At 38.0% G+C, this 15,177-nt stretch carries 14 protein-coding genes; 12 read left to right on the forward strand and 2 right to left on the reverse strand.

The genetic code is table 11. The annotated features are described in order from the left end of the window. The 3 genes from BZG01_RS21675 to BZG01_RS20720 form a co-directional block, all read left to right on the forward strand. Positions 1–1,635 (forward strand): glycoside hydrolase family 19 protein (locus BZG01_RS21675; RefSeq protein WP_218973186.1); only part of this gene is annotated, 1,635 nt, incomplete at its 5' end. A 12-nt stretch (positions 1,636–1,647) separates the two neighbouring features. Further along, on the forward strand, positions 1,648–2,385 hold the full coding sequence (locus BZG01_RS20710; protein ID WP_101311754.1) for a tetratricopeptide repeat protein: 738 nt from the start codon (positions 1,648–1,650) through the stop codon (positions 2,383–2,385). A gap of 214 nt (positions 2,386–2,599) precedes the next feature. Continuing rightward, on the forward strand, positions 2,600–3,031 hold the full coding sequence (locus BZG01_RS20720; protein WP_101311756.1) for a hypothetical protein: 432 nt from the start codon (positions 2,600–2,602) through the stop codon (positions 3,029–3,031). Positions 3,032–3,426: 395 nt separating this feature from the next. On the opposite strand, the gene BZG01_RS20725 is transcribed toward BZG01_RS20720, so the two are convergent. Further along, complete coding sequence (locus tag BZG01_RS20725) at positions 3,427–3,798, reverse strand: winged helix-turn-helix transcriptional regulator (protein WP_218973187.1); 372 nt, start codon at positions 3,796–3,798, stop codon at positions 3,427–3,429. Between the two features lie 148 nt (positions 3,799–3,946). Here BZG01_RS20725 and BZG01_RS20730 point away from each other — a divergent pair, with 148 nt between their 5' ends. After that, a complete protein-coding gene (locus BZG01_RS20730) occupies positions 3,947–4,816 on the forward strand; it encodes an SDR family oxidoreductase (protein ID WP_101311758.1) in 870 nt (289 codons plus the stop codon). Positions 4,817–4,935: 119 nt separating this feature from the next. Here BZG01_RS20730 and BZG01_RS20735 read toward each other — a convergent pair whose 3' ends face one another. After that, positions 4,936–5,802, reverse strand: a complete 867-nt coding sequence (locus BZG01_RS20735; protein ID WP_101311759.1) for an AraC family transcriptional regulator — start codon at positions 5,800–5,802, stop codon at positions 4,936–4,938. A 248-nt stretch (positions 5,803–6,050) separates the two neighbouring features. On the opposite strand from BZG01_RS20735, the gene BZG01_RS20740 reads away from it, so the two are divergent. The 8 genes from BZG01_RS20740 (at position 6,051) to BZG01_RS20775 (ending at position 14,845) form a co-directional block, all read left to right on the forward strand. Beyond that, on the forward strand, positions 6,051–6,953 hold the full coding sequence (locus tag BZG01_RS20740) for a dihydrodipicolinate synthase family protein (protein WP_101311760.1): 903 nt from the start codon (positions 6,051–6,053) through the stop codon (positions 6,951–6,953). Between the two features lie 11 nt (positions 6,954–6,964). Then, the gene (locus BZG01_RS20745) at positions 6,965–8,446 is read left to right on the forward strand and encodes an aldehyde dehydrogenase (NADP(+)) (RefSeq protein WP_143470967.1); all 1,482 of its coding nucleotides are present in this window, start codon (positions 6,965–6,967) and stop codon (positions 8,444–8,446) included. A 9-nt stretch (positions 8,447–8,455) separates the two neighbouring features. Next, positions 8,456–9,469 carry a 4-hydroxyproline epimerase gene (locus BZG01_RS20750; protein WP_101311762.1) on the forward strand — a complete coding sequence of 338 codons (1,014 nt, stop codon included), beginning with the start codon at positions 8,456–8,458 and terminating at the stop codon, positions 9,467–9,469. 9 nt (positions 9,470–9,478) lie between these two features. Continuing rightward, entirely contained in the window at positions 9,479–10,729 is a 1,251-nt protein-coding gene (locus BZG01_RS20755) for an NAD(P)/FAD-dependent oxidoreductase (RefSeq protein ID WP_101311763.1), read from the forward strand. Positions 10,730–11,091: 362 nt separating this feature from the next. After that, entirely contained in the window at positions 11,092–12,021 is a 930-nt protein-coding gene (locus tag BZG01_RS20760) for a DMT family transporter (protein WP_101311764.1), read from the forward strand. 157 nt (positions 12,022–12,178) lie between these two features. Then, positions 12,179–12,652 carry an HIT family protein gene (locus BZG01_RS20765; protein WP_101311765.1) on the forward strand — a complete coding sequence of 158 codons (474 nt, stop codon included), beginning with the start codon at positions 12,179–12,181 and terminating at the stop codon, positions 12,650–12,652. Positions 12,653–12,765: 113 nt separating this feature from the next. Next, positions 12,766–13,659: a helix-turn-helix domain-containing protein gene (locus BZG01_RS20770; RefSeq protein WP_101311766.1), complete on the forward strand. Its 894-nt coding sequence runs from the start codon at positions 12,766–12,768 to the stop codon at positions 13,657–13,659. Positions 13,660–13,855: 196 nt separating this feature from the next. After that, complete coding sequence (locus tag BZG01_RS20775) at positions 13,856–14,845, forward strand: aldo/keto reductase (RefSeq protein WP_101311767.1); 990 nt, start codon at positions 13,856–13,858, stop codon at positions 14,843–14,845. The last annotated feature ends 332 nt before the right edge of the window (positions 14,846–15,177 follow it).

Here is a 15,177-nt window from a genome sequence, read left to right on the forward strand (position 1 = left end):
GGAATAACGTTTAATCAGGAATCTTTTGAAACTGGATTTGGCAAAGAATTCAAGCTTATTATTACTAAAACTGATCCTTTATTAGAAAAAGAAGTTGAATTATTATTTCTAGCACGAGATAATGATGCATTATTGGATAATGCAGGAGAACTTAAAGATGTATTGTGTGGACGATTAAAAATTAAGTTTATTAAAAATATTGAGTATGTAGACTTGAATCTTAAATTTAATAATTTAGCCAATAACCAAGTTTTAGCACATGCAATGGTTGAGAGTTATAAGGTTGAAGGAGCCTTTACTTACGAGCAAAGTTTTTTACATGGACAGAAGTTACCTCAACCATCAACACTAGTAAGGAAAAAACAGGTGTATTTAAAAAATTTGGCTCTTTATAGTGGAGATATTGATGGAGACGACGGTCCTGGTACGAAAACTGCTTTTAAGAGCTTTTGGATCAATAGAGCTTATGATACAGAGAAATTCACACAAGAACAGTTGCTAAAAGGCATAGAAAAAGAAGATGGAAATAGATGTACAGATGAAAATGGAGAAATTAAATTTAAAATATTAAAATCGGCATTAATAGGCTCGGATGTAGTATTAACAATCAGTTTAAAGGATATACAAAGTTCTTTATTAACAAATAACTATACCGACTCTATTCAGATTAAGATTAAAAAGAACACTGCTGTATTTGAATCATTCGATGGTATTGATGTTTCAGATACAGGAATAGTAGAAATAAATGTTAATGCTTTATGTACCTGTTCAAGAGGCTTAACCGAAACTGATTTTCAAAATTTAGCACCCAATGCAACTGCTTCCGATAGGGACAGCTATTTAAATGGGATAAACATTGTTTGTAATGATTTTGGAATACATACCTGTTTAGAAAAGGCGCATTTTATTGCTCAGGTTTTACACGAGTCAGCAAATCTGTCAGCTACTGCAGAGAGTAATGTGTCAGCTACTGCTTATGGTGGTTTCCCTGGTAGAGGTTTAATGCAGTTAACCTATGAATCAACTTATCAAGCTTATGGGGATTTTGTTGGTGATAATTTTACAAAAATCGAGAATCGGCAGAAACTTGAAACAGCTCCACATTCTTATCTTTCTGCAGGGTGGATTTATACAGTAGGTAAAAAGAATGATCCTTATAATGCCGCCAAAAATGATGATTTTCTAGAAGTAACAGCAAGAATAAATGGTGCATTTAATGGGTTTAATGATAGAAAAACAAAGTTGACAACCTGTAAGAATTATTTAAAAGATTTATGTTCTGAGGAAATGTTGAACAATAATATTTATAATTTTGAAGATAGTGGAATTTCTTCTAATACAATATATAGTTTTGCATGGGGAATATGGCACGATTCTAAATTCACATGTAAAAGTGGGGTTACGAAAGATGATGACAAAGCTATAGATGGGTATCAAAAAGTAGTAGATACTAGCACCACTAGGAGGGATACTTATGATATGACTAATGAAGATGAATTTAGTGAATTTAAGGTAACCGAAAATGGAAACGAACATGTTTATATACGTACAGTAGCTACTCAAAGAAAAAATTCTTTAGAAGGAGTTAATGAAGATGAAAGTGAAGAAAATAATATTAATCCAATAAATAATTAAGCGCAAGTACAAATGAAATTTAATTTATTGTTATTCAGGACTGTCGTGTTCTTCGTATTAAGTCTTTATGCCATAAAATCAAACGCACAAGATGGAGTGGATTGGAGTAAAGTTTATGCGGACAAATATTATTTTAGTATGTATGCAAAACAATCGGTTATTCTTTATGCTCGGAGAGATACAATGATTGAAGTGTGGATAAACGGAGTTAAAGATACGGCTGATTATTCAGAAGGTTCAAGGGTTGATTCTTATGAAAGTTGGGATAGTGGAATGGGCTATTTTCTATCGTTTCGACCAGGCGCTCTTGACAATAAACTAAGTATATACTCTAATAGAACTGTAGGGTTTGGAACAGGTAGTTCGGGAAATTATTATGTTCCTGAAATAGAGGTGAGCCAACTCGGATCAACTAGATTGTATGATACAAGTACGTTTAAGAAAAGGTGGACTTGGTCTATTTTAAATAAAGAGGTTAGCCCAGAGAAAATAAGACAATTAAATAACACAGCCTATTATTTGGAGCAATTAGGAGGAGCCAAATGTAATGATTATGCCATATTAATATTAGAAGAAATAATAAAAGTGTCTCCTTCTCGTATTGTTGCGTATATAAATTTAGGTGATGCCTATTGGAACAATAAGAATTATACTATGGCTAGGTCTTCCTACGACAAATACTGCGAATTGATGCAGGCTAAAGGAAAAAAATGTAAAATTCCTAAGAGAGTTTTTGATAGAATGAAATAATGTTAGGTTCAAATAGAAATTGGATTTGAAAAATAAAACAGCCTACGTGCATAAAGCAAGAGTTTTACTCATATTTTGGATACTTATCATTCAATGTATTAGCTTCAGGGCTCAGAGCAATATGCAAGCCATACAATTTATCCCGAAAGAATTTAGCAATGTAGAAGCCATGTTTGATACGAATGAGGAGCATTCTTTGAATGATAATTAACTTATGAATGATCTGAATACATTTTTACAGGGTTTGAACGATAACGAGTTAGCCGTGTTTATTACTTATCGATTTGATGATTTTTTAGCGAAGTCAAAACAAAAGATTGTTAGCGAAGTAAAAAGGCGAGGATTATCACTTGAAGATTTAAAATTGCTTTCTAATATTGGATTGCAGGTTAATTCAGATTCAATTATCTGCTGTCCCCAATGCAACTCAGATAGATTCTTTGTGGAAACAGATTATGAGTTAATCCAAAATACAAGAGGAAGAAGTTATGAGGTTGCAGTTGATTCAAATCGTTGTCGAATTTGCGGATATAATCCTGCGAAGAGCCCTCAAAAAGGTTTGATTAATAAGTTAAAACAGGCATTAGGCTTTTACGAGGAAACTCGCTTAAAAAGACCGGAAATTGATGGGAGAATGTTTACTTAAGCATTTGTTTTTTTAATTGTTTTAATCCATGAAGCCATTTATAAGGAATTAATACTTTCCATCTACAGCAAATCTATGATTTGAAACAAAAGTCTGATTATTAGAAATTTAGTGGCATTATCAATTAAGCTAATGGAAGCACTTAGTTAACAGAGAATTAAAAGCAGTTCTATAAATGGACTGCTTTTGGATTATAGCAGATGTCCATAGTAATCACATATTTGCCAAATCCTTGCGCGAACACAATCAAAATGCAAGTCGCTATCAAAGAGCGCTCAACCAAAGAGGCATCATGAAATAATTAGTACTTCTGCTCTTATCGGTTTGTAATTTTCAGATTTTAATTGAGAATAAACTGTGTGGCAAATGGCAGTGTATTCATAACGGATATCTGCTTACTTTTTAAATCTTTCTCTGGATCTTTTGATTGCCGGCATATTGGAAACCGCCCATTTCGTTAAATTATCCACATGGGGAACGAGTGATTTACCTAAGTCTGTAATTTCGTACTCAACTTTAGGAGGAATTTCCGGATAAATAGTTCGAAAAATAAATCCGTCAGCCTCCAGTTTTCTTAATGTAACAGTCAGCATTTTTTGGGATATATCCGAACCAACTTCTTTATTGATTTCATTGAAACGCAGCTTCTGCTTTTCGCCTAAAACCAGCAATACAAGAATAGACCATTTATCACCAAAGCGATCTAAAACCGTTCTTACAGGACAATTTGTAATATCCCATTCACTTTTTTTTATTTTTTTTTCCATCATAGATCTTTGATTATCAACAATAGTTACCTTGAAGTTAGTTTAGAACAAGGATGTACCTTATTGGTCGTTTTTACAAACTAATATATCTTTGCTATACAAAAGTAAGTATAAAACTTTTATATAGTAAGTTTAAATAAAATATAAGATGGAAAAAATTTTAGTAACCGGAGCAACAGGACATTTGGGAAATATTGTAGTTGAAAATCTACTTAAAAAAGTTTCCGCTGGTCAAATTTCAATTTTAGTTCGGGATGAAGCCAAAGCACAGGCTTTAAAAGCAAAAGGTGTAACTGTTAATATCGGAAGTTACCAGGATATTCATTCATTAAATAATGCGATGAAGGGTATAGATAAAGTTTTACTAATCTCATCAAGTGATTTTAATGATAGAATCGGTCAGCATAAAAATGTGGTTGATGCTGCTAAACAAGCAGGAGTGAAACAGATCCTATATACAGGTGTTACATTGAAAGATATTGCTGTATCTCCTTTACAGCCATTGCTTCAGGATCATTTTCAAACAGAAGATTACATAAAAGAAAGCGGGCTTTCATTCACTTTTTTGCAAAATAGTTTGTATGCAGAGGTGATTCCAATGTTTGTAGGTGAAGATGTTTTGAAAACAGGTATTTTCTTTCCTGCAGGTGAGGGTAAAGTGCCTTTTGCCGTCAGAAAAGATCTGGGAGAAGCTATTGCAATTATTTTGGCAAGTGAAGGACACGAAAACAAAACCTATCACTTAACGGCATCAAAAACCTATTCATTTGCAGATATTGCTGCTGAACTTACCTCATTGTCAGGTAAAAAAGTAAATTACACCAGTCCGGAAGATGATGCATTTGAAGATCTGTTGAAGCAATTTGGTTTGCCCGAAGAAATTGTATTAATGTCCGTTTTGTTTGCCAAGGGAATTAAGAATAATGATTTTAATATGGCTGACGGTACTTTAGAGAGTATTTTGGGACGGGAACAAACGGATTTAAGAATGTTCCTTAAAGAAGCTTTCAATTTGTAACAGCACTGGCAGGTAAGTTTTTTGATTCATGAAAAATTAAAACCTCCTTCATTTTCTAAAAGCGGAAAGGAAGGGGGTTTTGGTGATTATTACAGCACTTAAGTCACCAATCAAATTTTCTACTTCCCAAATTTATTGCGATACTCTATAGGAGTACAGCCTGTTATGCGTTTAAACTGACGGTTGAAATAGGAAATGCTGTTGTAGCCGCTTTCAAATGCAATGTTTCCAAAATTTTGCTTGGTGCCGGCAATCAGTTTACCGGCATATTCAACACGCATCTCGTTTAAAAAAGAGGAAAATGGTTTTCGTGTTCTTTGTTTAAAATAGCGGCAAAATGCATTGGGTGTCATATTGGCAACGGAGGCTATTTCTTCCAGGCTAATATCCTTCTGAAAATGGGTCGACAAATAGTGAAATACTACATTAATCCGTTCATTATCGGAATCTTTAATGGGTGCATTATAACTCACTGTAGAAAGCGAATGCAGACTTTCAGATACCGCAAAACGATTAAGGATATTTAGCAAATGCTGGAATCTTTCAAATCCTTCCAGCCTTTGTGTTTTTACAATGCTTTCAGAAATTCCCACTCTTTCTTTTCCTTTCAGTTTTAATCCGTTAAGAGCCAGATTAAGCAGGCGTTTGATGTGTGCCATTTCGGGAATTTCAAAGAATTGACTGCCAAAGGTTTCTTCTTTAAAGAAGATCGAAATACCAAAGGAAGTCAATTGGTTATCAGACTCATAGTAAGCTTGATCCGATTTAAATACATGCGGAACATTTTTTCCGATTAGATAAACACTCCCTGGCGAGAAGCGTTCCACATGATTTCCAATAAAGCATGTTCCTTCGCCTTCTATTATTGTGGTAAGCTGATGTTCGGGATGATAATGTATCGAATCGTAAAATTTTTTACTTTGATCCAACTGAAGCCGAAAGGAGTTACCGCTGGTTTTCGGAATGACAAATCGAATTGCTTTCATGTAATTGTATGTAAGGATTTGTATTGGCAAATGAATGTAACGATCCTCTTGTCTGCATGTCGAAGATCAGAACATGAATCGGAATAATTAAACAGGTTTCGTTTTATGGCATCATAATATCGGAATTTTATCCAAATATAATAATAGTGGGTAATATTGTTCAATCTTCTGATAAAATAAGCGAAATAAAACACCTTTAAGTCTTTTATTTTTGAATTGTTATTAATTCATTTATAAAATTATAAAATATGAGACCTATCTGGACAGGTGTTTATCCTGCTGTTACAACAAAGTTTAAAGCGAATGGGGAATTGGACATTCCTGCTTTTTTAAAAAATATTGATTTTCAGATTGAATCTGGTGTTTCAGGAATAATTATCGGAGGATCGCTTGGTGAATCGAGCACACTAAGTGTAGATGAAAAGTTAAAATTAGTGGAGGTTTTACAGCCTTACCGCAATAAGGTTCCGGTGTTGATGAACATTGCAGAATCAAGTACCAAGCGTGCTGTTGAAGCAGTAAAATTAGCTGAAGCGAATGGAGCCGACGGATTTATGCTGCTTCCTCCGCTTTTGTATAAAGCCGATGCTGATGAAACGGTGGCTTATTTTAAAGAAGTTGCCAATGCTACCACATTGCCCATCATCCTTTACAACAATCCGGTTGATTATAAAATTGAAATTACGATTCCAATGTTCGAGGCTCTTCTGGATGTGTCTAATATTGAAGCTGTAAAAGAATCTACACGCGATTTAACGAATATTACCCGCTTGAGAAACGCTTTTGGCGATCGTTTTAAAATATTGGGTGGAGTTGATACCATTTGTTTAGAAGCCTTGTTGTTGGGAGCAGATGGTCTGGTTGCAGGTTTGGTGAGTGCATTCCCTAAAGAAACAGTTGTGCTTTTCGATTTGGCTAAAGCAGGTAAAGTTGACGAAGCTGTGAAATTGTACCGGTGGTTTATGCCATTGTTGGAGATGGACATCGATCCGAAACTGGTACAGTACATAAAACTGGCAGAGGTTTATGCAGGTATTGGAACCGAACATGTGCGCTCGCCTCGAAAAATTCTTTCCGGAACGGAACGGCAAAAAGCAATTGAAACCATTGAAATTGCATTAAAAAACCGTCCTGATTTATCAACTTGTTAACCACAATAGAAATGAGCAGATTACAAACGAATATCAGCAATACAATGGAGGCTGCAGGCAGAGCTTTCAAAGTTTATAAAAAGCTTTCGGGGCGGGAGCGGGCAAAGTTTTTACGTCTTATCGGAAAGGAAATTTATGCCATTGGCGATGACCTGATACATACGGTGATGGAAGAAACAAATTTGCCGGAAGGACGTGTGAGAGGTGAGCGGGACAGGACTGTTGGGCAAATTGATAAGTTTGCCGATTTGCTCGATGAAGGTTCGTGGCTAAATGCAGTTATTGATGCAGGAGATGTTGAAAGATCTCCTCTTCCTAAGCCGGATTTGCGCAAATTGCATGTGCCGATTGGCCCTGTGGTTGTATTTGGTGCAGGAAATTTTCCACTTGCTTTTTCGGTGGCCGGCGGCGATACCGCATCGGCTTTGGCCGGTGGAAATTCTGTGGTGGTTAAAGGCCATCCTGCGCATCCTAAAACCGGAGCCCTTATTGCAAACGCGATAAAACAAGCGGTGAAAAAATCCGGTTTACCGGAAGGAGTATTTGGTTTTATTGAAGATTCGGGATACGAGTCGGGTGAATTACTGGTGAAGAACCCTTTAACAAAAGCGGTTGGTTTTACAGGTTCAGAACGTGGTGGCCGTGCTTTGTATAATTTGGCTGCCGGCAGACCTGAGCCTATTCCTGTGTTCGCAGAGATGGGGAGTGTAAATCCTGTTGTTGTTTTGCCAAATGCATTGAAAAATGATCATGCTTCCATTGCATCAAAATTGGTAGCATCTGTAAATATGGGAGCTGGTCAGTTTTGTACGAATCCAGGTTTGCTGATAACAACAAAATCAGATGGATTTGATGATTTTATTGAGAATTTGGTTCACGAAGTAAAAAATACGGAGGGTGCAGAAATGTACAGCGAATCAATCCTGCGCAACTATCAGTTGGGAACCGATAAAATACTTTCACACTCCGAGATTAAAGTGCTTGGAAAGAGCGGGAGCACAACAGGCCCGGAAAAAGCTGTTCCCGTTTTGGGATTGGTGAAAGCCACCGATTTTATCGCAAAACCATCTATGCACGAAGAGGTTTTTGGTCCTTTTAGTTTGCTTGTGGTTTGTGAATCGGCAGAACAAATTATCGATGTTATAGAAGCTTTAAAAGGGCAATTGACAACAACCCTATGGTCGTATGAAGACGAACTGGATAATTATTCCGGTTTGATTTCATCTTTGGTTGAGAAATGCGGGCGTTTGTTGTTGAATGGAGTTCCTACAGGTGTTGAAGTTTGCTCAGCCATGCAACATGGCGGGCCTTATCCGGCTTCTACTGATTCCCGTTTTACTTCGGTTGGCGTTTCTGCCATTTTAAGATTTGTGCGTCCTGTTAGTTATCAGGATTTTCCGCAGCATCTTCTTCCTGAAGAATTAAAAAATACCAATCCATTAGGCATTTGGCGATTGGTTGATAATCAATGGACAAAAGATCCAATAAAATAAGAAATAAGTATGGCAAAGAAAACATTCTTCTGTATAGATGGACATACCTGTGGAAATCCGGTTCGGGTTGTAGCAGGAGGTGTTCCGCAATTGCAAGGCAAAACGATTTCCGAAAAGCGTGAACATTTTTTGCGTGAATACGATTGGATCAGACATGGATTGATGTTTGAACCTCGTGGACATGAGCAGATGTCAGGAAGCTTTATTTTCCCTCCCGAAAATCCGCAAAACGATGCAGGAATCCTTTTTATTGAAACAAGTGGTTGTCTTCCCATGTGCGGGCACGGCACTATTGGCACGGTAACCATTGCGATTGAGGAGGGATTGGTATTGCCTAAAACTCCCGGAAAATTGATGTTGGAAACTCCGGCAGGTCTTGTTGCGGCACATTACGTTCAAAACGACAAAGGCAAAGTAACTTCAGTAAAGATTATCAACGTTCCATCTTTTTTGTATAAAACAGATTTGAAGGTTGACAGCCCGAATTTGGGCGAATTAACTGTGGATGTTGCGTATGGCGGTAACTTTTATGCCATTGTCGACGAGCAGGCTAATTTTTCTGGTCTGCATCATTTTACCGCTGATGAGCTGATCAGTTACAGCGGAGCAATCAGAACGGCTTTGAATGAAAAGTACAGTTTTGTACATCCGGAGAACGAAAAAATTTCAGGACTTAGCCATGTTTTGTGGACAGGCAATACCATTTCGCCTGAGGCCGATGCCCGTAATGCTGTTTTTTACGGCGAACGGGCCATTGATCGCTGTCCTTGCGGAACAGGAACGTCTGCTCGTATGGCGCAGTGGTTTTCCAAAGGAAAGCTGGAGCTTGGCTCAAAGTTTCTGCACGAAAGTATTATTGGAAGTCAATTTGTGGGAACGGTAGAAGAGCATCTGAAAATAGGAGAATATGATGCGATAGTTCCGGCAATTGAAGGATGGGCAATGGTTACCGGATACAATACTATTATAATCGACGACGAAGATCCTTATGCACACGGATTTAGAGTTGTTGGAAAATTGTAAAACGAAAGAATGGCAAAAAAAATACTTATTGTCGGTGCGGGTACTATTGGCTTGCACTGTGCGTATTATCTGATTCGAAATGGTCATGAAGTTGAAGTAATTGATGCTGTTGCTGAGAACGATCATTCGGGATGCTCCTATGGAAATTGTGGTTTGATTGTGCCAAGTCATTTTATTCCCATAGCGTCGCCGGCAATGCTAAAATCAGGATTTACCATGCTTTTCGATACGAAAAGTCCCGTGCATCTTCCCCTTTTGGCTAATGTGAAAAACACCCCTTGGTTTTTGAAGTTTATGACCAGTGCCAATTCTGGTCATGTAAACAGAGTGATGCCTGCATTATTGCAGTTGAATGTCGAAAGCAGACAGCTTTACGCTGATATTGTAGAAGAGCAGGCCGTAGATGTCGGATTCGAAAAAAAAGGATTGCTGATGATGGCAAGCACTCAAAAAGGATTGGAAGAAGAATTGGAACTGGCACATATTGCGAATCGTTTGGGAATTTCAACCCGGGAAATAGATGATTCGGCACTGAGGAAAATGGAACCGGATGTTCAGTTTAATGTAGAGGGAGCCGTTTTGTACGAAAGTGACGGACACCTGAATCCGCAAAAATACATGCTGTGGCTAAAGACATACCTGCTTAAGCAGGGGGTGGTGTTTCATCACAATTCGAAAGTGTGTAAATTCGATCTTTTTAAGGGAAAGATAACAGGAGTACATACCCGGGAAGCCATGTTTACAGCCGATGAGATTGTTCTGGCAGCAGGTGTTTTTTCATCAGCCCTGGCAAAAATGATTGGTGTAAATCTGCCTTTGATTGCCGGAAAAGGATACAGTATGGATGTGCCCACTCCGAAATGGAATTTGAATACACCATTGATACTTAGCGAAGCAAAAATTGCTGTTACTCCTATGAACGGAGGCATTCGTTTGGGGAGCGGTATGGAATTTAACGGCAAGCCCGGACAGGTCAGGCACAAGCGCGTACAGGCCATGTTAAACCGCACTGCCGGGGCAATACAATCTTTCGAACAGCCCGGCATCGAAGAATTGAATATTTGGGAGGGATTACGACCGGTAAGTTATGATGGCTTGCCATACATTGGGCGGCCACGCAACATTCAAAACCTGATTGTTGCGGCCGGACATGCCATGATGGGGATGAGTCTTGCACCCGTAACAGGAAAAATTGTAAGTGAGCTGATTGAAGGACAGAAACCGGAATTTGCCATGGAATTGCTTCATCCCAACCGTTGATGCAAATGCAGTTACATCAAAATTTAAGGGGGCGTCCGAAATGCAAAGTTTCACTTGAAAACCTCATATTGATCGAGCTTAAAACATTTGTTATTCAAACATAAAGATTCTTCGGCAAGTTCAGAATGACAATAAAACTCAACTTTTCGGACATCCTCTTTTTTTTTTTTTGCGGATTGAATACGGCCATTCCATAAACCGTGAATTCTACATCTGTAAATTAAGGATCAGTGGAAGAGGAATGCCGGAAGAGAAAGCTTTGCATAATTAAATGCAACCGGCTTGAAAAATAAGAGTTGCGTCTCACATTTTGTATCAAAGGATTTATTATCATTGCAGCAGAGTAAATTGAATTGAGAGCAATGATTGGAACACAGACAAAAGGAACCATTATGGTACTTTTATCAGCAGTATTTTTTGGACTGCTGCCTTTTTTCGCCATTAAAACCTATGCCGAAGGTTTTGATGTGAGTAACCTGCTGTTGTACAGATTCAGTTTTGCATTTGTGCTGATTGGTTTGTTTTGTATCTACAAAAAGATTAATATCCGAATCAATAAAAAACAATTTTTTCTGCTGCTGATTCTCGCAGTTGTAGGAACCATGATGACCACCTACACACTTTTTTTATCCTATCAGTATATTTCGTCGGGATTGGCAAGCACACTTCATTTTGTGTATCCCATTATCACCATTGTTTTTGCAGGCATCATCTACAAAGAGAAATTTACACTGAAAAAATTAACGGCCCTCTTTTTATCCATTATTGGCATTGCCTTGTTATCCTTAGGCGGCGGTGCGGCGATTAATGCAACAGGTGTTTTATGGGCTTTGGTGTCGGGTTTGTTTTACGCCATCTACATTTTGTGCATGGCCAATCCCGAATTAAGGAAAATTTCGCCTTACAGCGTTGCTTTTTGGATTTTTGGCATCTCTGCAATTTTGTTCTTTGGCAAATGCTTCTTCACAAATAATATCAACACAAATCCTGGTATTCTGTCCATATTTTATATTGTAAATCTTAGCTTTTGGTCTACTTTTTTGTCGGTTGTTTTATTCTATATGGGCATGAAACATACCGGTCCGGGGAATGCGTCTCTTCTGTCAACACTTGAACCTCTTACCGGAGTTATGGTAGGAGTGTTTGTGTTTAATGATGTAATGGACGTAAAAAGTTCTTTGGCCATTCTTCTCATATTGACTTCTGTTTTTATGGTGATGCAAAACAATAAGAAACCAAACTACCGAATGCTTTTTATCAAATTAACTCCCCGCAGACTAAGGAGAGCTTAATGTTTTAATAGCAGAACTATATCAGGTTAACATCAAAATTGATCCTGCAAAATGTTTCTTTTCAGCTATCTTCGTTAAAAAATGCAGGGGAATCCGGCTGTCTTCTTCTTTTTTGCTTCGGTATAACCGAAAATTAATCATTCATAAATTTTAAAATATGCACCATAAATGCCTTGTTTGTGAAAGAATTTCAAAAATTCTAAATCATGAAAACCCATACTTTGTGGCAGAACTGGAAACGGGTTATGTTGTTTTGGGCGATTTTCAATTCTTTAAGGGCTACGTTTTATTGCTTTGTAAACAACACAAAACTGAGCTGCATCAATTGGACGAAGAGTTTAAGGTGAAATTTTTAAAGGAAATGAGTGAAGTTGCCGAGGCTGTTCATCTGGCTTTTCAACCCAAAAAAATAAACTACGAAATGTTGGGAAATGCATATTCTCATCTGCACTGGCATATTATTCCCAGATACGAAGACGATCCCAATCCATTGAAACCGATTTGGGCGATGGACAGCAAAATAATAAACGCCGGGGAAACCAGACCAAACGATCAGGAGTTATCAGAACTAAAAGAAAAGCTGCTGAATGCTCTAAAAACCACAGTTGACTCCGATCGGTTAGTGATTTAAAACTGCAGTCGGAGACGGCTTGCAGTAAGCCTGATTACATCCTTTATAAATGATGAAAATAAAAAGCGAAATTCATGCCCGTTTGTTTTGTTTGAATTTTGTAATTTGGCTTCATGAAAAAGAGTGAAAATTTAAACGAATTTTACAACAGAATAAAATACAAGCCCGATCAGGAGCTGGTTTTAAGCAAGCCTCACATTAATGTTTTTGAACGGTCGGCCTGTACCGGACCGCTCACTTATTCAAGAAGAGATTACTATAAAATAACTTTGATATTGGGCGAGGGAAGGCTCGATTATGCAGATAAAAGTATTTACATAGACAGGCCGGCTTTATTGTTTTCGAATCCGTTGATTCCCTATAACTGGCAGAATATTTCCAAAGAGCAGACAGGATGGTTCTGTATTTTTAATGAATTCTTTGTAAAACAGAGGGATGAGCTGCTTACGGATCTTCCAATGTTTCAGCTGGGACACGATAAGGTTTATTTTCCTGATAAAAATGCCGTGAAGGAAATTGCTGATTTGTATCGGAAAATGATGGTGGAAAATGAAGGTTCGTACATTCATAAGCAGGATGTGCTTCGCAATTACCTTCATCTGATTGTTCATTACGCACTTAGGATGGAACCCGCAAAAAACTACGAGCAAACGCAGAATGCAGCCACCCGTATTACGTCTCTGTTTATGGAATTGCTGGAGCGCCAGTTTCCTATTGATTCGATGCAGAATCAATTGAAACTAAAATCGGCGAATGATTATGCCTGTCAGCTTTCTGTGCACACCAACCATCTTAACCGAGCAGTAAAAGAGGTTACAGGGAAAACAACTACTGAACACATTGCAGGCCGTATTATTATTGAGGCAAGCGAATTGCTGGTTCATACCGATTGGCCTGTTGCCGAAATTGCCTATTGTCTGGGCTTTGAATATGCTGCTTATTTCAATAATTTTTTCAAAAAAGCAACCGGGATAACGCCAAAGGAAGCGAGATTGCAGATTGTTTGAATTTTATAGTTTTTGGTTTGATTCCTCTTGTTTCCATTGAAACAGGATCATTAATTTTGTTGTGTAATTATTTAAACAATTGGTGTGAAACATTTATGACGTGAAATTGTGACACACAGGGAGATGATTATAGGGTAAGTTTTCCCGAAACAAGTTCGGGACAGGCTATCAGATAAAAACTTAAAATTATAAACAGATGCAATACAAAAAATTAGGAAAAACAGAAGAACAGCTTTCTGCCATAGGATTGGGCTGTATGGGGATGTCGCATGTTTACGGCGAAAGAAATGATGAGGAAAGTATCGCCACTTTGCACAAAGCACTGGAATTGGGAATTAATTTTTGGGACACTGCCGATTTTTATGGTGGAGGAGCGAATGAAAAACTGATTTCAAAAGTACTGAAACCAAACCGCGACAAGATATTTATAGCCACTAAATTTGGGTTTAAGTATGGCGGGGAAAATTTGCTGGCCAGTAGTTTTGACGGTTCACCCAAATACATGCGTAAGGCAGTGGAATTAAGTCTTCAGCGATTGGGCATCGAAACCATCGACTTGTATTATGCCCACCGGGTTGATCCGAACGTACCGATTGAGGAAACAGTAGGAGCAATGGCAGAACTTGTAAAGGAGGGAAAAGTGCGTTATCTGGGACTTTCAGAAGCATCCATTACCAATATCAAAAAAGCGAACGCAGTACATCCCATTTCGGCATTGCAAAGTGAATACTCACTTTTAACAAGAGATGTAGAGAAGAAAGTACTGCCCGAAATTACAGAAATGGGCATCACATTTGTTCCCTATTCACCTTTGGGAAGAGGAATGTTTACCGAGAATTTTAATGTGGATACTATTGCTTCCAGCGATATCCGTTTGAACTTACCCCGCTTTCAGGGAGAACATTTAATCAACAATCAGAATTTGATAAAGGCACTGGATGAATTCGCATACGGCAAGAGCATCAATACTGCCCAGCTGGCATTGGCATGGCTGATGGCAAAAGGTGATAACATCGTTCCGATTCCGGGAACAAAAAAACGCAAATACCTTGATTTAAACGCCAAAGCTGCAGATATTGAGTTTACAGCAAACGAAGTGGCCGAAATTGAAGCCATTATTGCGAAATATCCCAATACCGGCGAGCGTTATACTGAAGCAGCTATGAAATTGGTAGATAAGGATTAAGCGAAAAGCGAAGCGCTGAATGAAAATTGTAGACCGGGCATCATGCCCGGTCTTTTTTGTGCCTGCAAAAACGAAACTGCACCGAAGACTTCCCGGAGTATTGGCAAACTTTTAATTCGAGTTTATCACATTTAGTTGGAATATTTTTAATCCAGTTGGCTAAAGCCGAACTGCAATCCCAACTTTACATCCACCAATTGCTAACTCCTGACAGCGTCTTTAGACCTCGTATGTTTACGACATGAAAAGATTAGATATATCTTTTTTACATTTATGAGATAAAAATAAGAACAGAATCAGGAGTAAGAATTAGACCTAGACAACGCTTATGT

This window comes from Labilibaculum manganireducens, assembly GCF_002843385.1.
Lineage (GTDB): Bacteria > Bacteroidota > Bacteroidia > Bacteroidales > Marinifilaceae > Labilibaculum > Labilibaculum manganireducens.